Raw genomic sequence first — 22,042 nt, forward strand, 5'->3', positions numbered from 1 at the left:
AAGTAAAACGATGAGAAATTTAGTAATTTATTTTATGATTTTTTTTACCATTTTTTCTTTTTCTCAAACAAAGATAGAAGGGAAAGTAATTGATAAAAAACAACAAGCTATTTCAGGTGCTAATGTTTTCATAGAAGGGAGTTATGATGGTACTACTACTTTAGATAATGGAACTTTTTATTTTGAAACCAATGAAAAAGGATTGCAGAATTTAATTATAAACCAATTAGGATTTGAAGAATTAAAAATTCAAATAATAATAGAAAAAGTTCAAATAAAGACATATACTTTAAAAACATCAATAAATGCTTTAGACTCTGTTGTAATTACTGCTGGTACTATTAAGGCAGGAGATAATAGCAAATCATCAGTGCTAAAACCGTTAGATATATTAACTACAGCAGGTGCGTTAGGAAATGTAGTAGCGGCTTTTCAAACAATGCCCGGAGCACAAATAAATGGCGAAAGCGGTCGTTTGTTAGTTAGAGGAGGAGAAAGTGAGGAAACACAAACATATATAGATGGAATTAAAGTAGCCCAACCTTATGGGGTTACACCTAATAACTTACCTACTAGAAGTCGATTTTCACCTTTATTGTTTAATGGAATGACGTTTTCCACAGGAGGATATTCTGCCGAATTTGGAGACGCTTTATCAAGTGTCCTATTAATGAATACGATTAATGAAGCAGAAATAGAAAAAACAGACATAGGAATAATGTCAATAGGAGCATCAGTAGGTAAAACTAAAAAATGGAAAAATACTTCATTTAGTTTTAATACCTCTTACGTTAATTTGAATCCTTATCAAAGATTAGTGACTCAAAGAATAGATTGGAATAAGCCTTATCAAACATTTGGAGGAGAAAGCATTTTTCGAAAAAAAGAAGATAATGGAATTTTTAAACTTTATGCAGCTTTAGACTATTCATCATTTGATTTAAATCAGATTGAAATAGGGACATTAATTTCTAAAAGAATTGGAAATCAAAATAACAATTTATATCTAAATTCTTCTTACAAGAAAAAAAAAATAATGGATGGACGTTTACTATAGGAGGAAGTATGGGGAGAAATAACGTAGAAATGTTATTAAATCAAGATGATGTAATAACAAAAGAATTAGCCACTCATTTAAAATTTAAAGTCGATAAAAAAATATCAAATATATTTAGTTTTTCTTTTGGAGGAGATCATTTTTACACGTACTTCAATGAAAAATACCGTGTTAAAAACGGAATACAGTATGAATCAGGTTATAAAAGTCAAATACAAGCATTATTTGCAGAATCAGATTTATATTTATCAGATAAATTTGCCTTGAAGTTAGGAGCCCGTTTTATGCACAATGATTTGCTAAATAAAACGGTATTAGAACCAAGAGCTTCTTTTGCTTATAAAATTTCAAATGAAGGGCAATTTTCCTTTGCTTATGGTGATTTTCATCAAACGCCTAAACAAGATTATTTAAAGTACGATACTTCGTTAGATTTTGAAAAAACACAACATTATATTTTAAATTATTGGCATATCGCTAATAAAAGAACATTTCGTGCCGAATTATATTTTAAAAAATACCAAGATCTTATAAAATACAATACTATACAACCTTTATACAATTCAGTATTTACTAATGATGGCTATGGAAATGCTAAGGGAATAGATATTTTTTGGAGAGATACTAACACATTTAAAAAACTAGAGTATTGGATAAGTTATAGCTATATTAATAGTAAACGTGATTTTAAGAATTATTTGTATGCGGTAACTCCTAGTTTTGTGGCTAGTCATACTGTATCATTAATTGGTAAGTATTGGGTTGAAAAATGGAAATCACAATTAAGTATAACGAATAGTTTTACTACAGGAAGGCCTTATAATAATCCGAATGAACCTTATTTTATGAATGCTAAAACAAAAGCTTATAATAATTTAAGCTTTAGTTGGGCCTACTTATTAACAACTCAAAAAATATTTTATTTTTCAATTTCCAATGTTTTAGGGCGCGATAATGTTTTTGGTTATGAATATGCTTCAAAACCCGATTCAAACGGTATTTTTCAAAGAGAAGCCATTCGTCAACCTGCTGATCGCTTTTTCTTTGTAGGCTTTTTCTGGACATTAAGTAAGAATAAAAAAAGTAATCAATTAGAAAATTTATAGTATACAATAACAAATAGTATTGTGTTTATAAAATAAATGACAATTCATCCAAAAAAAAATACAGTTCAGTTACAATTCATTTTTTAAGAGTAAGTCATAAAGTATTTTTGAAATAGAAATTAAAAATGAAATTAGATATAAACAATTAAACTTTAAAAGATATGATACGTTTTTTAACCTTTTTAGTATGTGTAATAAGTTCAGCAATTTTTGGACAAGAAGGAAAATTTGAGCAAGGCATGGGAAAAGCATTAACTATTTGGAAAGAAGGAAAAATAATAGAAGCCTCTGCTATTTTTGAAAGAATAGCATTAGCCGAAAAAAAGAATGGCTACCGGATTATTATCTAGCATTAATTAATTGTACAGAGGCATTTAATCCGATGAATAAAGAAAAAGTAGCAGCTCTAATTGATAAAGCACAAATAGCGTTAGAAGGTGCTAAGCTTAAAAGTTCTAAAAACGATGAAATTAATGTTTTACAAGCCTTAATTTATACTGTAACTTTAATACAAGATCCTATGAATAACTCTGTGAAATATGCGCCTTTAATAATGACAGAATATCAAAATGCTTTGGCGATTAATCCTAATAACCCACGAGCTGTTTTTGGAAAAGCAAATTTTGAATTAGGAGGGGCTAAATGGACAGGGGCTGATACAAAACCATTGTGTATAGAAATAAATCGTTCATTAGAACTTTTTGCTAATTTTAAACCAGAATCTCCTTTACATCCAAAATGGGGAGCTGAAAGAGCAAAACAAATAGCAGTTACCTGTAAATAATAATATAATAAAAAGAAACCAATGAACAAATGGATTAAGACAATACCTACGGCTATTTTAATTAGTTTTCTTATAGGATTAATATTATTATTTATTAATTATATTAATGGTGCTATTATAACTTGGACTTATATAAAATGGAGTCTTTTTTACGCTTTTCTTTACGGAATGAGTTTATACTATGCTAATGCCTTAGTTTTTGTACTCTTTGATCATTTGTTTAAAGAAAACAGATTTTCTTCAAAACGACTTATTTTAGGAAGTATAACTTCATTTAGTGTTTCATTATTCATGATTTTTCTTTTAAGAATTTTTGAAAGTGTTATGATGGATGACGCAACTTTTATTGAATTTATAAAAAATGAAAAAGCCGCTAATTATGTAACTTCTATGGTTATTACTTTAATTGTTACCTTGGGCTTATATTTACTTCATTTTTATAAAAATTATCAAGAACATAAACTTAAGGAGCAAAAGGTAATTGCAGGTACGGCTTCTGCGAAATTTGAAACGTTAAAAAACCAAATTGATCCTCATTTTTTATTTAATAGTTTAAATGTTTTAAGTTCCCTAATTGAAGAAAATCCAGCGCAAGCACAACGATTTACTACTCTATTATCTAAAATTTATCGCTATGTTTTAGAACAAAAAGATAAAGAATTAATATCTGTCGAAGAAGAACTATCTTTTGCAAAAACCTATATGAATTTACTGAAAATGAGGTTTGAAAATAGTTTACATTTTGAATTGCCTCTAAATTTTGATAATATAGAAGCTAAAGTAGTTCCTCTCTCATTACAATTACTTTTAGAAAATACAATAAAGCATAATGTAGTAAGTGATAAAAAGCCATTGTATATTAAAATATTTATAGAAAATGATTATTTAGTAGTTGAAAATAATCTACAGAAAAAGGAAGTATTACAAGAACGAAAAGGAGTAGGGCTACAGAATATTATCAATCGTTATGGATTAATTTCTTCCCGAAAAGTATTGATTAAACAAAATAATATTTTATTTAGGGTATATCTCCCTATTTTAACAAAACAAGTTGCTATCATGGAAACACAAGATATTTATAATGAAAATTTAGCATTTACAAAAGCCAAAGAAAGAGTAGAAAAAATGAAATCCTTTTATGGTAATTTGATTTCCTATTGCTGTATAATTCCTTTTTAATACTAATTAATCTTAAAACGTCCCATTTTAATTGGTTTTGGTTTCCTACAGTAGGTTGGGGTATGGGACTACTCTTTAACGCTATAGAAGTTTTTGGATATGGTAGGAATTGGGAAGAACGTAAAATTAAAGAAATTTTAAGAAAAGAAGATTTGCAAAATAAAAAATGGGATTAGTATGAAAAGCGATAAAATAATAGAAAAAACTAAAATTGAAATAGCAGCGGAAGAGCTAAAACAAATTAAAAAATATTATACACATTTATTTATTTTTGGAATAGCTTTAGCATTATATGTGTTAAAAAAATATTTTGGAATATCCTTTAATTTTTTCCCATTACGATGGTTGAATCAATTTGTAATTTCTTGTTGGGCATTCTTAATTTTTATTAAGACATTAAAAATGGTATTTATGAACAAGATTTTTAATAGTACTTGGGAAAGGAATAAAATAAACGAGATATTAGAAAAAGGAAACCAATCAAAGACACGTTGGGAATAGTTTTTTATCTAGTAAAAAACATAAAATTAAAAGAGTTTAATAGTATGGCTACTTGTACTTTTAGTTCTAATTTAACGAGATACTTATGATGTTCAATTATAAAATTTGTAATAAAAATATTCTTGTCTATAGAGTATAAAATAGTTTTTTTAAATGTTAAGAATTTCTTATAAAATAGTCCTTTAAAATAGTTTGAGAACAATTATTATGTACATTTGCTACGCAAAATTAACATACACAAGATAATGAAAATAGCTGTTGTAGGTGCTACCGGTATGGTAGGAGAAGTGATGCTACAAGTTTTAGCAGAACGTAATTTTCCAATTACAGAGTTAATTCCTGTGGCTTCTGAAAAATCAATTGGAAAAGAAATAGAATTTAAAGGGAAATTATATAAAGTAGTAGGAATGCAAACAGCGGTTGCTATGAAGCCAGAAATAGCTATTTTTTCTGCTGGTGGAGAAACCTCTAAAGAATGGGCACCTCAATTTGCCGCTGTAGGAACAACTGTTATAGATAATTCTTCTGCTTGGCGTATGGATCCTACTAAAAAGCTTATAGTACCCGAAATTAATGCAACAGTTTTAACTAAGGATGATAAGATTATCGCAAATCCTAACTGTTCAACAATTCAAATGGTAATGGTATTAGCTCCTTTACACAAAAAATATAATATTAAGCGTGTTATCGTTTCAACCTATCAATCTATTACAGGAACAGGAGTAAAAGCTGTAAGACAGTTAGAAAATGAATATGCGGGTATAAAAGAAGAAATGGCTTATAAATATCCTATTCATCGTAATTTAATTCCACAATGTGATATTTTTGAGGAAAACGGCTATACAAAAGAAGAAATGAAGTTAGTTCGTGAAACCCAAAAAATATTAGAAGATAAAACAATAGCTGTTACAGCTACAGCTGTAAGAGTCCCTGTAGTAGGAGGTCATAGTGAGGCTGTAAACGTAGAGTTTAAGAAAGATTTTGAAGTTTCAGAAGTTCGCGCTATTTTACATGCAATGTCAGGCGTTACTGTACAAGATAATATAGATACTTTTACTTTTCCAATGCCGTTATACGCAGAGGGGAAAAATGATGTTTTTGTAGGGAGAATTCGTCGAGACGAGAGCCAACCTAATACACTTAATTTGTGGATTGTAGCTGATAATTTAAGAAAAGGAGCAGCGACTAATGCTGTACAAATAGCGGAATATTTAGTAGCTAACAATTTAGTATAAGACCAAATTTTAAAGATTTAGATTTTTCTTATACCGAAAAAACATTCCGTTTTTTTAAATAAAAACCCGTTTTGACTTTTTTGTTAAAAACGGGTTTTTAAATTTGTTAAAATTTAGAATATTTGAAGCTTTTTGGAAATAAAAAACACTTAATTTAACCCTGTCGAAGTGACAAACAACGCGTTAAATTAGAGTTTTTGCGAGCCCATATCAGCAAGAAAAAAAATCTTGTATTTTTCTTTGCTTTTTTATCTTCATCACGAAATCTAATGCGGAATTTGAATTTAACTTATTTTTTCTAGTTCATGGTAGTTTTTCTTTAATTTACGTAGTAATCTGCCATATAAAAAATTATAGATTAATAAAAATATCCCAATCATTAAACCTGTTAATAAAAGAGATATAAGAATAGAAATCATTAAGATGATATATTCATTTAGATGATTAGTAGCTGAATTTTTATTAAAATGATCCGAAATCCCTATATATACACCATACCCAAATAAGTAAGAATGTATTATGGCAAAAAGACTTAGATTAAAAATAATGTATTGCTTAACGATTTTTCTAACAATAAAGATGTTTTTCATTAATTGTTTAGTAGAGTTAAGCACTTCTATTTTTTTGTATGATATATAAAAATTGTAGATGAAGTACAATATAACTATATAAGATATCCCCGTTACGATATTTAAATAAATTTCAGGTAGATGTATTTTTTCTAAAAAAAGATCTTCTTTGCTATTTTTGTTTAAAGAAAAAGAAAAACTTAATATTATACCTAATAAAAATTCAATTACGCTAATGATAAAAATCCATTTGACCGCAGAAGAAGAATTTTTATGTAACATAGCATAAATATTTTCTTCAGTCATTTTTGGAAAATTATTTGTATTATTCCAATTTTTCTTTAATAAATCCAATTCTTCCATTTTCCTTCTATCGTTACGGATTAATTATTTGTTTTAATTTCGTTTTAATACGATTCATTTTTACCCTTGCATTTACCTCACTAATACCTAATGTTTCAGAAATTTCAGTATAATCTTTATCCTCTAGATACATAAATACAAGCGCCTTTTCTATATCATTAAGTTGATATACTGCCTTATATAGTAATTTTAAATTTTCCTCTTCTTGATAATTATAATCTTCTTGTAGTACAAAATGCCTACCTGTTTCAAATTCAACAGTATGTATTGACTTAGATGATTTTCTATATAAAGTAATAGCTGTGTTGAGAGCTACTCGATAAGCCCAAGTTGAAAATTTAGAATCGCCTCTAAATTGAGGATAGGCTTTCCATAATTGAATTGTAATTTCTTGAAATAAATCGTTATGCTCTTCTTCATTTTGGGTGTAAAGCCTACAAATTTTGTGAACCAAATTTTGGTTATCTTTTAGTTGACTCACAAATGATTTTTCTAATTCAGTATTCATACTACTTATTAGTTAGTCGTTTTTATGAATTGTTACAGTTTAAGTGTATATATTTCAAATTATTTTATGAGATAATAAAATTAAAAGAAGTCTAATTTTTAAATGTTAGATTTAGGAATAATCATTTATGATTAAAATCTGAAAAAGTATTCTTTTTTATTTTCAACCCTGATTACGCGTTAGAGATTTTTAAAAAAACATATTTTATTGATTTTTAGTACTATATAAAATTACGAACTAGAATTATCAAATAAATAAACCCTTCTATTTCAGTAAGTTATAAAATTTATTTTTTCTAATGCGGAATCTGGGTTCAATGTAATAAAATTGCATCAACGTTAAAAAGATAGAGTATTTTATTTTCCCTTTTATTCATAGATGAAGAGTTTTTGTATTGTTGAGGTACGTTTTTTTAAACCCAGATTCAGGATTAGATTTCGTTGTGAACCAAAAAATTTCAATAAATTCAAGTGCTTAAGGAAAATTTTAGAAAAAAACAGGAATCTATTTTGATGATTAAAATTGGAGTAGGTGCTTGAATTGGAAGAAAATAAAGAGAAAAGATTTACTTTGCCAATTCACTTCGTCGAGTTTAATTCGGAATTTGAATTTAATCATATAGAAAGGGTCTTCTATAAATAGGACAAAAAATAAAAAGGGGGTCCTAAAAGTAAAGAATCTACACTTAATTTATCAACTCAATGATAAGGAAGAGTTTTATAATTAATATTAAGTGACTTTTTATTAAAAAGATTATTTGCTTTTGGACGCCCTTTAAAAATTGTTATTTATCTCTTAACAGAAAAATGACCTTTGCTTATTCTACCATCTTTTAATTGTGTTGTAAACCAATAATCGTCAGCAGGGACTGGTTTTCCTAAATAAGTTCCATCCCATCCAGATTGGGATGGAGAAATTTCTTTTAGTAATTTACCAAAGCGATCAAAAATTAGAATTTTAGCATCAGCGTTAAACATAAAATCAGCACCTATAACGTTCCAATAATCATTATAACCATCATTATTTGGTGTAAAAAAAGCAGGAAATCCTAATATGGAGAAAGGAATTTCTAATATTTTACATCCATTTAAATCAATGACATACACTCTATGAATACCGTGTATTAAATGATCAAAATGACCTGTTTTTTGAGTAGGTGCATTTACATCATCTAATGTGAAAACATATTCGCCGCTACCTAATACATTTACAGTAATAGCATTATTATCAACTAAATCTTGAATGATAGGATTACCATTAAGTATTGCAGTAGTGGACTCTGCTACTTTGATCGTCCTTTCTCTGAAACAAGCTAATGGTGTTTTATTAATAACTTTTACTTTATAAGTTCCTATTTGATTTACAGAAATAGATTCTGTATTAAAAGGAATTGTAACACCATCTTTAGACCATTCGTAAGAAAAATTTTGGTGATCACTTCCTATTGGAAGTCCAGATTGTAAAGTAATATTGAAATCAGGGTCGTCAGTGCAGGTGTATGTATTAGATAAGCCTGAAATGTTGGTGTCAATATTGGGTTTAGCTTCTACCTTTAATTCAAATTGTAGCGGTATTCCTAAGCAAGCTTTTGTTATTTTATTTTCTACTCGAACCCATATTTTATCTCCACCTCCTTTATTTGTATTTCTAAAGGACTTAAAATTATTTTTATCAATAGCTAATGATTTACCATTTGAAAATTGTTGATAATAATCATTTTCATTTTTATAAAAATATACTTCTATATCAGGATTATTGAATAGAGATGTTATAGCGTTGTAGTTTTTAGATAAATCAAAAGAAGTTATTCCGTCATAATCATCATGATTTGCATCCAAATAATCATCGCATTCTGTAATAATAGCTTCAGGTATTATGAAGGATGCCTTTGCTGTTGATACATAAATTTCAAAAGAAATTGCATTAAAACAATTATTAGAATTGACTACTCTAGCCCAAATGGTTTCTAATGACTGTATTTGATTTGTATATGTTTCATGATTTTTTATTTGATCCTTAATATCATTTGTTAGAGCACCTGCTTGTGTATGAAAATAACTAAAAGTTTCATTAGCATAATTATCAGAAATTAAACTTTGAACTTTATCTAAATTAAACTGAGCGACACCATTTGTCGAGTCAGTACATTGAATTAATCGTTGATTATTTTTTAATGAAGGAAGAGGGTATATAACTAATCCTGTATTATCTGAAAAGGTATCACAAGCATTACCTAAACGATTTAATTGAACTCTAAATAAATGATTTGTCATTGCGTTAGATAAATTTTTTATTTCTAATTCAGAAGTATTGACACCAGAATAACTACCTGTGTTTGATAAATTATTCCAATTAACACCATTATCGGTAGAGATTTGCCATTGAAAAGTATCAGCGTTTGATGTTAAAGAAATTTTAGTTTTTTCTAAAAGACATCCTTTACCCGGTTTTGGCTGATCTGTTATACTTATAGGAGCGGATTGTAAGTAGATAGTATTAGGGATTGTATATCCTATAAAACCTATAACTCTACCTTTTTTATCTACTAGAGGAGGTGTAATATTACCTAATATACCATCTGTATTGGCATCGATAAATCCAGCCTCTTTTACATCAAAACATGAATCATTATCAGCGTCTAAGTCACGATAGTTATTTATCCCATCGTTATCAAAATCTTTTTCTTTTTCTTCGGAATCTAATATTCCATCGTTATCTGAATCTAAATCAAGATAATCAGGAACACCATCTTTATCGTTATCAAATGGTGTTAATCCGAGTTCAAAAGCGTTGTCTAATCCATTATGATTAGTATCTGTATTCGATATAGCTATTGGAGTATTATTTTGCGCTTCTATACGATCACTTATACCATCATTATCGCTATCTATATCTTCTTTATCAGGAATTGTGTCACCATCAGAATCTTTGGGTACACAAGAGGCTTCTAAATTTAAACTGGACTTGGCTGAAACTAAATCAGATAAATTTTTATGTTTGATTTTTAATATGTTAATATTTTTTCCTGCTATTTTAAAAGTCCCTGAGCCTGACTGTAAAGGAGTAGTACTATTGCGTCTAAAACGAATTTCAAAAGAAGAAAATTGTTTTACACCATTTTCATAGATTCCATCAAAGTTGGTGTCAATTAAAATTTGATTATCTGGATTTAAAATAGTTAAAGTTCTGTTAATATCACTATTGATTATATATTCTGTATCCCCATTTAGAGATTCGCTCACTTGGATATTGTTGGGGTATTTTAATTCAATACTTGTGGGTTGGTCAAATTGTATTTGATACGTTACACTATTTTGTTTGCCTTTTTCAACTTCGGTTATAATGGTACCATTTGGATTACCCACTGATGGTGTAGTGGTTTTATCGCCATCAATAATTGTTTTAGTAATATAATTTGTTGAACTAAAAGGGATAACACCAGCGTTAAGACTTGTATTGATAGCTTGATTTCCGTAAGATTCTGTACAATTTAAGATGCCATCATTATCTAAATCAATATCAATATTGTCGTTAATTAAACCATTATTGTTATCAGGACAATTACTAACGGGAATATTGTCAGATTCTAATGGAGAAAAAATACCACAAGTAGAAATACTTGCTTTTACTTTATAATATCCCGGTTTAGTAGGTATATACGTATTTGCGTTAGCCCCTAAAATAGGACCGTCTTGATCATGCCATTGGAAAGTATCGAAAGAAGAAGCAGTACTTATTGCTAGTTTAATATTGGGAATACAATTATCAGCAGATAAGGATACTTTTTCCAAAGTAATTTCAGGTTTGAAGGTAAAACCAGAATAATATCCTCCAAATGTAGCAGCTCCATTATTACCATAAGCAGCAATATATAACTCGTTTGTTGAAAAAACACCTAGATTGCCTGTTAAGTTTTTTATTGTGTAAGTAACATAATTTGTATTGCCACTAACAGGATTAGGACCTGATATATCTTTACTAGGAAGATTTTTTAAATCGTAATCAACACCATTTATATTAAAGGTTAGAATTGCACCTGCTTTGGTTACTATTGTAATCCGACCATTAAATTGATAATCGCCAAGGTTATCAATAAATGGAATATTATTTATATTATTTGGGGTTTGACAGCTTAATGGAGGGACAAAAAACATTTCTTGATTAGCAAAGTCTTTGCTACCATTTTCATTATATTCTTTTAGAGAGCCTACAGATTGATAAGCAAAAAGGTTTTTGGTAGATTTTACATATAGATTATCATTCAATGAAAATTGAGACCCATTTATTGTTACATATTCTCCTGAATTTAAAATATAATCAGGTGTATTGCTATTATTTAAAAAAATTTCTGTATTGTCTTTATGAGCAATTAATAATATTCTTTCAGCAAGATCCCAACCATCACTTTTTATAAAAATATATTCTGTTGGATTGGCTGCTGTTCCATTAATAATTTCAGGGGAAATTCTATTGATTGTTTCAGCTGAAACAATTTGATCAAATCCCATATCTAGATTTTGAGAGTCGCCATTAGAACCAGCAAAAGAACCTGTATTAACTGCAATAGGCTTATCCGCAGATATTAATGTACCAATAAGAGCATTACGAGGTTGAAAACTAGATCCTTTTAGGGCAATAACAAAGCTTTCACCATTATTTAAAATTATATCACTAGGGGTGTTTCCTTCGTTATTGTTAATTAATCTTGTATTCGGTTTTATGTTACTAAATTTAATTCGAGTATTATTTTCAGTAGCAAGAATAGAAGCAAATGTATAATGAGAGTTATCATAAGTCGGTACACGATCGTTTAAAAATGCACCTAATCTAAATTCCTTACCCAATGCAGCAATCCCTTTTGAAACGATAGAACTAGCATGATAACTGTTTTCTGATCGTATTCTTATAGAAACAGCCACTAAGTCTTGTGCTTCAATTATATAACCTTTATTCTTAAGAATGGTATGCGCAAAAGAAGAACTTACATGAGCTTGAGTATTATTACCATAACCTATTTTATGGATATAAGGTGAATTTCTTGTAACAGTTCCAGTTATAACATTACCTCCTAAGGCTGTAATGTTAAAACTAACAGGAGAGGTACTCGGTGTAGAAATATACATATATTGTTCACCAGCAATTACTTCACCAGATGAAACAGGCGGTAAATAATGAGTTTTACTAAATTGAGCGACTACTGTAAATGTAAGTAATTGAAATAATATTAAAAATTTTGCCTTCATTGGGATTGAATAAAAAACCCACAAAGCTAATCATTTATCGTTTAAGGCTAAAATGATTTTTAATAGTATTATTATTATATAGTTTTATAGTAAACCAATAATCATCAGCAGGTAAATTGTTATCTAAATAAGTTCCATCCCATGCTTGATTAGGATTTAATTGTTTTAAGAGTTTACCATAACGATCAAAAATTTCTATTTCTTTAATATTTTTTTAAAATTAGAATCTTTAACGTACCACGTATCATTATACCCATCATTGTTAGGGGTGAAAAATTTGGGGTAATCTAATATATAAACTGTTTTATAAAGTGTAGGTTCACATCCATTCTTATCTCTAACCGAAATATGGTATTCTCCTTGTTCTAGGTTAGTAAAAAAATTAGAATTTTGATATTGGACCCCGTCTATAGAAAACTCGTAATTACCTCCATTAGAGGTGTAAACAATTTCTAACGAATTAGGATCCGAAAAATCGTTAATAATCGCATTTATATTAGTAGCAGGTGCTGACTCGTGAATTAAATATTTTTTAACGAATTGACAGCCTTGTATGTCTGTAAGTGTAACAGTATAGATCCCTTTTTTATTGATTGTTATATCAGGATTGGTATCGAGAGTGTTCCAAAGATAATGAGTAAAATTTGTAGGAGCTTCAATTTTTACCGCTTCATTTTTACAAATGGTTAAATAAGTATCTTTTACAATATCAGGATTGATATAATTTACTTTCAAGGTTATCGCTATTATATCATCACAAGAATTGTTTTGTTCTATTCGGGCATAAATTTTTTGCTCATCTTTTATTGTATTAAAAAAATATTGCTTAAAGGGAAAAGCTTTTTTCAGCATGACTTACATTCGTATAAAAAAGACAGGTGCCTGTTTGTTAGAGTTTGAAAAAATAATAGGAATTAATTCTTGATCTAATAGAAAATTAGTATAGCCATCTTTTTGGTCATCTTCATCACATTTCGTATAGCTTTTGTTTGTATAAGTAATTGAAGAAAGTTGAAGATTTACGGTTGTTTCAATTGAACAGTAAGAGTTACTTATTTTAACAAAAATAGTTTTAGGAGAAGAAAGATAATGGGTTGGCTCTGTAATAGAGATTCCATTCGCACTTTCAGAAAAAACAGTTTCTAAATTAGGATCGTTTTGAGTTATTATTTTATTTAGTTTTGTTAAGTCAAAATAAGCTTTGCCATCCTTATCAAGATCACATTCTATTAAGTTTTGAGGAGTTAAAGAAGGTAGATTAATAAATTGAACTTTAATACGGCCTTTAGAAGTACAAATTCCATTAATCATCACGTCAACTCGATATTCAACCTCGTTTGTATTCGTATTATCAGTAATTAAGAATTTAGGGGTATGAACTCCTGTATCTATATCATTTTTGTACCAAGTATAAGTATTATTAGTTCCGTATTGTGAGGCATCCAATTCTACCTTTTCTCCTTTACAATAAGGATTTTGGGTAGTTATTGTATGATCTTTACCTAAGAACGTTTCACTCTGAAAAGTACCACCTCCCAAAAAAATAGCAGAATCATATTTCTCATTTCCTTGATCAGCAATGACTAATTTAATATGATAAGAATTACCTGCTACTACAGAGGATTCTGCTTTTAAAATTTTGGTTTGACCGTTAAAAGTAATTGGAGCATCAAGACCATTAAAAGTATCAAAATAAGACTCGTTATTTTTTGGACAAATTGTTCCAGAACCTCTAATAGTTTGAACAGTTACGGGTATATTAGTTCCGGGGACTAACGCTATATTTTGATAACTTTGATTACCATTGTTTGGTTTTATTAAAAAAGCAAATCCATCCGTATAATCACATTGGTTTGCAGAAGGAGAGGAAAGATATTGTTCGGATGCAAAAATATAATCAAATGAAATTTTGTTGGTAAAAGGAATATAATCAAATTCTAATATAGAAGCATTATATGTATTATTAATATTTAATGTTTGCATCAAGTCATTATCACCTTGCCAAGATATAGAACCATCTGATAAGTTACCAGTATTAGGTTTCATAGCATTTAGAACTTTACCTGTACTTAAAATGATACCGTTTTGTAATGGAAAAGTAGTGTTATTACGATCAAAGTAACCAATGCTTTTGATTCCAAAATTTTCACCACCACTTATTGAAACATTTGAAACAGTGCCGCACTTTATACCGCCTAAAAAAATGGATACCAGCTCATTAGCATCATGTTGATCATTGACAGCAATATACTGCGAATGAGATTTTAATATTACAAAAAATAATGCAACTCTAAAAAGGTAATTTTTCATGGAGCTAATATACTTTTAAACTTTATAAAAAAATATAGATATACTATTTTTATCTATAAAAAGTATAAAAAAATAAGAATATTTTAAATGAAGTAATTTAAACTTTTTTTATTGAAGTAAAAATAAAGACTTTTGTTTCATATTTCAGCTTTTTTATACAATATAGAGGACTACAAAATCAATAAAAAGATAAAATAGGAGGCAAAAAACATTTAAAAAGTTTAAACCACTTCAAGAACGAAACTTTTAAGCTTAATTTTAGATTCATAAAAGTATAAAGTAAATCAAGAATTAAATAATTGATAATGAAAGAGTCCTATAGAAATCTATTTAAAAATAAAAAGGAAACATTCATTTTTAATTCATTTTTTTCAAAAATTGCATTATTTTTAGCCTCTTTATAATACGATTAATATGATTTCAGAAAAGCAGTTTCAAGAGGAACTTATAGATATAATAGCTAAAGGAATAAAAGAAGATATAGGACCGGGAGATTATAGTTCTTTAGCTTGTATTCCTACTACAGAAGTGGGTAAAGCAAAACTTTTAGTTAAAGATAAAGGAATTATAGCAGGAGTAGCGTTTGCTCAGATGATTTTTAATCATATAGATCCAGATTTAAAAATAGATGTTTTGATTCAAGACGGAGCTCAAGTAAAATTTGGAGATGTTGTTTTATACGTTACAGGTAATTCTCAATCTATTTTAAAAGCAGAAAGATTAGTGCTTAATTCTATGCAGCGAATGAGCGCAATAGCGACTAAAACAAATCATTATGTAGAATTATTAAAAGGAACTAAGACTAAAGTTCTAGATACAAGAAAAACCACTCCCCGGTTTTAGAGCTTGCGAAAAATGGGCTGTGAAAATAGGAGGAGGAGAAAACCATCGTTTTGCTTTGTATGATATGATTATGTTAAAAGACAATCATATTGATTTTGCAGGAGGTATAACTTCAGCAATAGCTAAAACAAAAGACTATTTATTAACCCATAACCTAGATTTGAAAATTATAGTAGAAGCCCGTAATCTGATAGAAATTCAAGAAATTTTAAAATCAGAAGGCGTGTATCGCATTTTAATTGATAATTTTAATTTTGAAGATACCCGTACGGCAGTTCAAATGATTGGTGGTAAATGTTTAACAGAATCATCAGGTAATATTAATGAAAAAACCATACGAGAATATGCTCAATGTGGGGTAGATTATATTTCTTCAGGAGCCTTAACACATTCCGTATACAATATGGATTTATCTCTAAAAGCAGTTTGATAGCTAATAATATTGAATTCCGATAAATGAATAACGCTTCTGTAAAATAAAAAAATGGAAAATACGAAAGAAACACTTCTGAAAATCCCATTAATAAAACAATTAATAGTTGTTTTAGATAATGTAAAACTACCTTGGCTTAACGGGTTGTCGTTTTATGAATTAATAGAGTTTTACTTAGTAGGGATTCTTCAAGGAGGAATCAGTTATAGAGCAGCAGCTATTGCATTTAGTTTTTTTATGGCATTGTTTCCTTTTGCTTTATTTATCTTAAACTTGATTCCATACATCCCTATAAAAGGATTTCAACATGATTTTTTATTGTTTGTAAGGGATAATGTACCGCCTACAACTTTTGATGCAATTGAAAATATTATAAAAGATATTCTTAATAATAGTCAAACAGGATTATTATCTTGGGGGGTGTTTTTATCTGTTTTTTTAATGACTAATGGAGTAAATGCAGTGATGAGTGGCTTTGAAACATCCTTACATGTAACCGTAAAAAGAGCTTATTTTAGACAATATTTTGTAGCACTTCTTATTTCATTAATACTTACTACTATTTTAATTATAACAATATCAGCCATTGTATTTTTAGAAATAATTATTCAAAAAACCATTATACAAGATGTTCTGAGCTCAAGGGTTTCTGATAAAATTTCGTTGATAGAAATGGGACGATATTCTTTTGTCATCATTATGATCTTGTTAGCAACCGCTGTTTTATTTAAATATGGTATTAAACAGTCTAAAAAAAAGAGACTTATTACAATTGGTACTGTTTTTACAACAGGATTAATTGTAGTATCTTCTTACTTTTTTGGTATATGGGTTGTTAAATTTTCAAAATATAATGAACTTTATGGTTCAATAGGTACACTTTTAGTATTCCTTTTTTATCTTTGGATCAATTGTATGGTCTTATTGTTAGGTTTTGAATTAGATGCCTCCATACGAAAACTAAAAAAAATAAAATAAAATGAAAAAAATTGCACTTTTAACTTTATTATTAAGTTGTTTACAAATGAACGCTCAATCTGTTTTTGGAAAATGGAAAACCATTGATGATAAAACAGGTAAGGCAAAGTCGGTAGTTGAAATTTTTGAATCAAATGGGAAAGTATTTGGTAAAGTAATTGAAATCTTAGATCCTGCAAAACGCGATAGAAAATGTGAAAAATGTGAGGGTTCTGACAAAAATAAACCCATTTTAGGTTTGTTGATTATTAAAGGTCTTGAGAAAGACGGAGAGGAGTATAATGGAGGAAATATTACAGATCCAGAATCAGGAAATATTTATAAATGTTTTATAAAATTAAATGGTAAAGATCGTTTAACCGTAAGAGGTTATATGGGAATTTCTCTTATCGGACGTTCCCAAACTTGGATAAGAAACTAATTCATGCGTTACTTTATAGAAGTTATTATACCTATTTCGCTTCCGCAAACTTTTACCTATGAAGTTTCGGAAGCGGAATTTTCTTTTATAAAAATAGGTATGCGTGTAGCTGTGCCTTTCGGTAAAACCAAATTCTATACAGGTCTGACAATTGGTAAAAATCATATAGCACCAACTTTATACGAAGCTAAAGAAATTCATCAAATTATAGATGAAAATCCTGTTATAACAACTATTCAAATAGAATTTTGGAAATGGATAGCCAGTTATTATATGTGTTCTTTGGGAGAAGTATACAAAGCAGCATTACCATCTGCATTAATATTAGAAAGTGAAACCATAATTACTGCAAAAAAGAAGTTCTGAATACTTCGGATTTATCAGATGACGAATTTTTGATCGTAGAAGCACTTTCCAATCAAACGGCTTTAAAAATATCAGAAGTCACCGCAATTCTTAATAAAAAGAAAGTTTTTCCTGTTATCCAATCTCTATTGGATAAGGGTATTTTAACTCTTCAAGAAGAAATGATTGAAGAATATAAACCCAAATTAATTAAATACGTCCGTTTAATAGCACACTATAATGAACCTAGTCAGTTAGAAGGATTATTGCAAATCCTTAAAAATGCACAAAAACAAAAAGAATTGGTCTTGAGTTATTTTCAACTCATGGCGACTCAAAAAAACCAATTGCTGCTAAAGATTTACTTACGTTTTCAGGAATAACGGCCAATACTCTAAAAGTTTTAGTAGACAAACAAATTTTTGAAGAATATTTTTTAAAACAAGATCGAATATCTTTTGTTGAAACAGAACAAAAACAGATTAATTTGAGTGATGCTCAAGAAGAAGCGTATAAAAACATTTTAGAAAGTTTAGAAACCAAAGAAGTTAGCTTGTTACATGGTGTAACCGCATCAGGAAAAACAGAAGTTTATATAAAAATTATAGAAGAATATTTAAAACAAGAAAAACAAGTTCTTTATTTACTACCTGAAATAGCAGTAACAACTCAATTGGTAGGAAGATTAACCAAACATTTTGGAAATAAAGTAGCCGTTTATCATTCTAAATACTCAAATAATGAAAGAGTAGAAGTTTGGAATCATGTACTCGTAAATTCAGAAAAAGCACAAGTAGTAATAGGCGCTAGATCCGCTTTATTTTTGCCCTTTCAAAAATTAGGACTCATTATTGTAGATGAAGAACACGAGCAAACCTATAAACAAATAGATCCAGCACCGCGTTATCATGCTAGAGATGCTTCTATAGTTTTAGCCCATCAATTAAAAGCTAAAGTTGTTTTAGGATCAGCTACGCCTAGTATCGAAAGTTATTATAATACGCAAAAAGGAAAATACGGAATAGTAGAACTTTTTGAACGATTTGGAAATGCCGTTTTACCTGAAATTATTTTAGTGGATCTAAAAGATAATTATTTTCGAAAAAAAATGACAGGGCATTTTAGCCAAATATTGATTGATAAAATACAAGAAGCATTGTACAATGGAGAACAAATTATTCTTTTTCAAAATAGAAGAGGATATTCTCCTGTTTTAGAATGTATGACTTGTGGACATATTCCACAGTGTCCAAATTGTGATGTGAGTTTAACGTATCATAAATTTAAAAATCAATTGCGCTGTCATTATTGTAGTTATAATATAGCAAAACCAACCAACTGCCATGCTTGTTCAAGTATTGATCTAACTTCTAAAGGCTTTGGGACAGAACAAATAGAAATGGAATTAGCAAATTTATTTCCAACTAAAAATGTCAAACGAATGGATCAAGATACAACTCGGGGTAAATATTCATTTGAACGTTTATTAGACAGCTTCAAAAATAGAGAAATTGATATTTTGGTAGGAACTCAAATGTTAGCTAAAGGATTAGATTTTGATAATGTATCATTGGTAGGAATCTTAAATGCGGATAACATGTTGTATTTTCCTGATTTTAGAGCGTATGAACGAAGTTATCAGATGATGACGCAAGTAGCAGGTAGAGCAGGTAGAAGCGAAAAAAAAGGAAAAGTAGTTATACAAAGTTATAATCCTATGCATAATACAATACAACAAGTTACAGATCATAATTATTTAGGGATGTATAAAGAACAGTTGTATGAACGACATATATATAAATATCCGCCTTTTTATAAATTAATAAAGTTAACTTTAAAACATAAGGATTTTGAAAAATTAAAAGAAGGGTCTATGTGGCTATATCAGGTAATAAAACAAAATTTAGAAATGCCTGTGTTAGGTCCTGAAGAACCTCCAATTGGTAAAATTAGAAATGAATATATAAGAACTATTTTAGTAAAGATTCCGCAGGACAAGCATTTGGGTAATACAAAAAAAACTATTCAGAAGATACTGAATAGTTTTGAAGCAGTTCCTATTTATAAAGCCATAAAGGTAGGAGTTAATGTAGATGTAAATTAAGTATTATGCTTCTAGTACACGCATTAACTCTTCTTTTTGTTACGGCTTAAAGGGATTTTTGTAACGCCAATTTCAGCAAATTTGCTATTGAATTTCTCTATTTTATCAATGTTAATAATAAATGATTTATGAACACGAACAAATTTTTCTCTTGAAAGATCTTTTTCAAAAGATTTCATAGTAGACAGAACAAGATGGCTGTCTTCCTCTGTAACTATTTTTACATAGTCACCAAAAGCTTCAATCCACTTTATTTTAGCAGTATATACTTTTAGTTTTTTTAAATTACTTTTGATATAAATATGTTCACCTTCTTCTTCAGCATTATGATCTTTTCTAAGCATGTGTAAATCCATAGCTCTTTTTACAGCAATGTTAAAACGTTCTTTGGTGAGTGGTTTTTGTAGATAGTCTGTAGCTTCATAATCAAAAGCTTTTAGTGCATATTCTGCCTTAGCTGTAATAAAAATAATTTGTGGTTTTTCTTTTAAACCATCTAGTAAGTTAAAACCATTAATGATAGGCATTTCTATATCTAGAAACAATAAATCTACTTCATTTATAGCTAAAGAACCTTTCGTTTCAACCGCGTTAGAAAATTCACCAACTAAATTTAAGTTTGGGTGAGCTTCTACTAGTTTCGTAACTAAAATTCTTTGGATAGAGCTGTCATCTACGACAATACAATTCAACTTCATGGGAAACAGTTTAAAATAGATTGGACGGTTAAAAATAGTTTATTTTTTTTAAATGTCAAATTATTTTCGTGAAAATCAGTCATTTCGTCGAAAAGTGTAATAAAATATTTGCTGTTTTAAATAATATCACTAATTTTGCACCCAATTTTATAACAAATAAATTTTATTACTATGAATCATTATGAAACTGTTTTCATCTTGAATCCCGTTTTATCTGAAACTCAGGTAAAGGAAACAGTAAGCAAATTTGAAGATTTTTTAACTTCAAAAGGTGCTAAGATTGTTGCTAAAGAGGATTGGGGATTAAAAAAATTAGCGTATGAAATCCAAAACAAAAAATCTGGATTTTATCAATTAATCCAATTTGAAGCTTCTAGTGAAGTTTTAGCAGGTTTAGAAATCGAGTACAGACGTGATGAGCGCGTTATGCGTTTCTTAACAGTAAGTTTAGATAAACACGCTGTAGCTTGGGCTGAGAGAAGAAGAGAGAAGTTAAAAACTAAAAAAGCTTAATTGATATGTCTACAATTGAACAATCTGCAAAAGGAAAAAAAGACGGAGATATCAGATATTTAACGCCTTTAAACATTGATACGAACAAACAAAAAAAATATTGTCGTTTCAAAAAATCAGGAATCAAATATATAGACTATAAAGATGCTGATTTCTTATTAAAATTTGTAAACGAGCAAGGTAAAATCCTTCCTCGTCGTTTAACAGGAACTTCTTTAAAATACCAAAGAAAAGTGTCTGTAGCGGTAAAAAGAGCTCGTCATTTAGCTTTAATGCCATACGTAGCCGATTTATTAAAATAATAACTAACAAAAAAGTTGTTGGTTTCCGAAAGGAACCTAACTTCTAAAACAAAAAGGACAACAACATGGAACTTATCTTAAAACAAGACGTTCAAAATTTAGGATTTAAAGATGATATCGTAACAGTTAAACCTGGTTATGGTCGTAACTTCTTAATTCCTCAAGGATTTGCAGTATTAGCTACTCCTTCTGCAAAAAAAGTTTTAGCTGAAAACTTAAAGCAAAAAGCTCATAAAGAAGCTAAAATAGTAGCAGATGCTAAAGCTAAAGCAGAAGCTATTAAAGCTTTAGATATTAAAATTACAGCTAAAGCAGGTGGTGAAAAATTATTCGGATCTGTAACAAATGCTGATATAGCACAAGTTTTAGAAAAAAATGGTCAGGCTATCGAGAAAAAATTCATTACTTCTGGTGTAGTTAAAAGAATTGGTAAATATACCGCTACTGTTCGTTTACACCGCGAAGTTATCGTTGAATTACCATTTGAAATTATAGCTGAACAAGCTTAATTTTAAAAAAATAATATTTTTAAAGTCCCTTTTGGGACTTT

At 28.9% G+C, this 22,042-nt stretch carries 18 protein-coding genes and 3 pseudogenes; 14 read left to right on the forward strand and 7 right to left on the reverse strand.

From position 1 onward, the window contains the following. The first annotated feature begins 10 nt into the window (after window positions 1-10). From JJC05_RS18565 to JJC05_RS15145, 7 genes and pseudogenes are all read left to right on the forward strand, one after another. Window positions 11-1,057, forward strand: coding sequence for a carboxypeptidase-like regulatory domain-containing protein (locus JJC05_RS18565; protein WP_309597359.1), 1,047 nt, complete (start codon window positions 11-13; stop codon window positions 1,055-1,057). A gap of 8 nt (window positions 1,058-1,065) precedes the next feature. Then, window positions 1,066-2,163, forward strand: coding sequence for a TonB-dependent receptor plug domain-containing protein (locus tag JJC05_RS18570; protein WP_309597360.1), 1,098 nt, complete (start codon window positions 1,066-1,068; stop codon window positions 2,161-2,163). 161 nt (window positions 2,164-2,324) lie between these two features. Beyond that, window positions 2,325-2,513, forward strand: coding sequence for a hypothetical protein (locus JJC05_RS17720; protein ID WP_258929296.1), 189 nt, complete (start codon window positions 2,325-2,327; stop codon window positions 2,511-2,513). Window positions 2,514-2,545: 32 nt separating this feature from the next. Then, window positions 2,546-2,947: a hypothetical protein gene (locus JJC05_RS17725; RefSeq protein WP_258929297.1), complete on the forward strand. Its 402-nt coding sequence runs from the start codon at window positions 2,546-2,548 to the stop codon at window positions 2,945-2,947. Between the two features lie 21 nt (window positions 2,948-2,968). Beyond that, a pseudogene (locus tag JJC05_RS15135) lies at window positions 2,969-4,302 on the forward strand (histidine kinase). A gap of 1 nt (window position 4,303) precedes the next feature. Beyond that, the gene (locus tag JJC05_RS15140; protein WP_105196687.1) at window positions 4,304-4,627 is read left to right on the forward strand and encodes a 2TM domain-containing protein; all 324 of its coding nucleotides are present in this window, start codon (window positions 4,304-4,306) and stop codon (window positions 4,625-4,627) included. A 245-nt stretch (window positions 4,628-4,872) separates the two neighbouring features. Further along, complete coding sequence (locus JJC05_RS15145; protein WP_127822983.1) at window positions 4,873-5,862, forward strand: aspartate-semialdehyde dehydrogenase; 990 nt, start codon at window positions 4,873-4,875, stop codon at window positions 5,860-5,862. Between the two features lie 284 nt (window positions 5,863-6,146). Here the strand turns inward: JJC05_RS15145 and JJC05_RS15150 are convergent, their stop codons facing one another. From JJC05_RS15150 to JJC05_RS15175, 6 genes are all read right to left on the reverse strand, one after another. Further along, window positions 6,147-6,794, reverse strand: coding sequence for a DUF8845 family protein (locus tag JJC05_RS15150; protein ID WP_235877756.1), 648 nt, complete (start codon window positions 6,792-6,794; stop codon window positions 6,147-6,149). 13 nt (window positions 6,795-6,807) lie between these two features. Further along, complete coding sequence (locus JJC05_RS15155; RefSeq protein ID WP_088392633.1) at window positions 6,808-7,302, reverse strand: RNA polymerase sigma factor; 495 nt, start codon at window positions 7,300-7,302, stop codon at window positions 6,808-6,810. A gap of 788 nt (window positions 7,303-8,090) precedes the next feature. Next, entirely contained in the window at window positions 8,091-12,545 is a 4,455-nt protein-coding gene (locus tag JJC05_RS15160) for a T9SS type B sorting domain-containing protein (RefSeq protein WP_235877758.1), read from the reverse strand. A 34-nt stretch (window positions 12,546-12,579) separates the two neighbouring features. Then, window positions 12,580-12,753 carry a T9SS type B sorting domain-containing protein gene (locus JJC05_RS18980; protein ID WP_235878919.1) on the reverse strand — a complete coding sequence of 58 codons (174 nt, stop codon included), beginning with the start codon at window positions 12,751-12,753 and terminating at the stop codon, window positions 12,580-12,582. Next, window positions 12,741-13,397, reverse strand: coding sequence for a hypothetical protein (locus JJC05_RS15170; protein WP_235877760.1), 657 nt, complete (start codon window positions 13,395-13,397; stop codon window positions 12,741-12,743). The genes JJC05_RS18980 and JJC05_RS15170 overlap by 13 nt, the downstream gene beginning before the upstream one ends. Before the next feature lie 3 nt (window positions 13,398-13,400). After that, window positions 13,401-14,855: a choice-of-anchor L domain-containing protein gene (locus JJC05_RS15175; protein ID WP_235877762.1), complete on the reverse strand. Its 1,455-nt coding sequence runs from the start codon at window positions 14,853-14,855 to the stop codon at window positions 13,401-13,403. A gap of 414 nt (window positions 14,856-15,269) precedes the next feature. Between JJC05_RS15175 and nadC the strand changes: the two are divergent. The 4 genes and pseudogenes from nadC (at window position 15,270) to priA (ending at window position 19,979) form a co-directional block, all read left to right on the forward strand. Next, window positions 15,270-16,128 (forward strand): annotated as a pseudogene (gene nadC / locus JJC05_RS15180) (carboxylating nicotinate-nucleotide diphosphorylase). A 54-nt stretch (window positions 16,129-16,182) separates the two neighbouring features. Further along, window positions 16,183-17,109 (forward strand): YihY/virulence factor BrkB family protein, encoded by a 927-nt coding sequence (locus tag JJC05_RS15185; RefSeq protein ID WP_105197028.1) that lies wholly within the window; start codon window positions 16,183-16,185, stop codon window positions 17,107-17,109. Between the two features lies 1 nt (window position 17,110). Then, on the forward strand, window positions 17,111-17,530 hold the full coding sequence (locus JJC05_RS15190) for a DUF2147 domain-containing protein (RefSeq protein WP_105197029.1): 420 nt from the start codon (window positions 17,111-17,113) through the stop codon (window positions 17,528-17,530). A gap of 3 nt (window positions 17,531-17,533) precedes the next feature. Continuing rightward, window positions 17,534-19,979 (forward strand): annotated as a pseudogene (gene priA, locus JJC05_RS15195) (replication restart helicase PriA). Window positions 19,980-20,002: 23 nt separating this feature from the next. Here priA and JJC05_RS15200 read toward each other — a convergent pair. Continuing rightward, the gene (locus tag JJC05_RS15200) at window positions 20,003-20,677 is read right to left on the reverse strand and encodes a LytR/AlgR family response regulator transcription factor (RefSeq protein ID WP_235877763.1); all 675 of its coding nucleotides are present in this window, start codon (window positions 20,675-20,677) and stop codon (window positions 20,003-20,005) included. A gap of 171 nt (window positions 20,678-20,848) precedes the next feature. Here JJC05_RS15200 and rpsF point away from each other — a divergent pair, with 171 nt between their 5' ends. From rpsF to rplI, 3 genes are all read left to right on the forward strand, one after another. Further along, on the forward strand, window positions 20,849-21,190 hold the full coding sequence (gene rpsF / locus JJC05_RS15205; protein WP_060382383.1) for a 30S ribosomal protein S6: 342 nt from the start codon (window positions 20,849-20,851) through the stop codon (window positions 21,188-21,190). Window positions 21,191-21,195: 5 nt separating this feature from the next. Continuing rightward, window positions 21,196-21,492 (forward strand): 30S ribosomal protein S18, encoded by a 297-nt coding sequence (gene rpsR / locus JJC05_RS15210; protein WP_073311282.1) that lies wholly within the window; start codon window positions 21,196-21,198, stop codon window positions 21,490-21,492. Window positions 21,493-21,557: 65 nt separating this feature from the next. Further along, complete coding sequence (gene rplI / locus JJC05_RS15215) at window positions 21,558-22,001, forward strand: 50S ribosomal protein L9 (protein WP_105197031.1); 444 nt, start codon at window positions 21,558-21,560, stop codon at window positions 21,999-22,001. The last annotated feature ends 41 nt before the right edge of the window (window positions 22,002-22,042 follow it).

The sequence above is a fragment of the Flavobacterium davisii genome, assembly GCF_019565505.1.
Taxonomy (GTDB): domain Bacteria; phylum Bacteroidota; class Bacteroidia; order Flavobacteriales; family Flavobacteriaceae; genus Flavobacterium; species Flavobacterium davisii.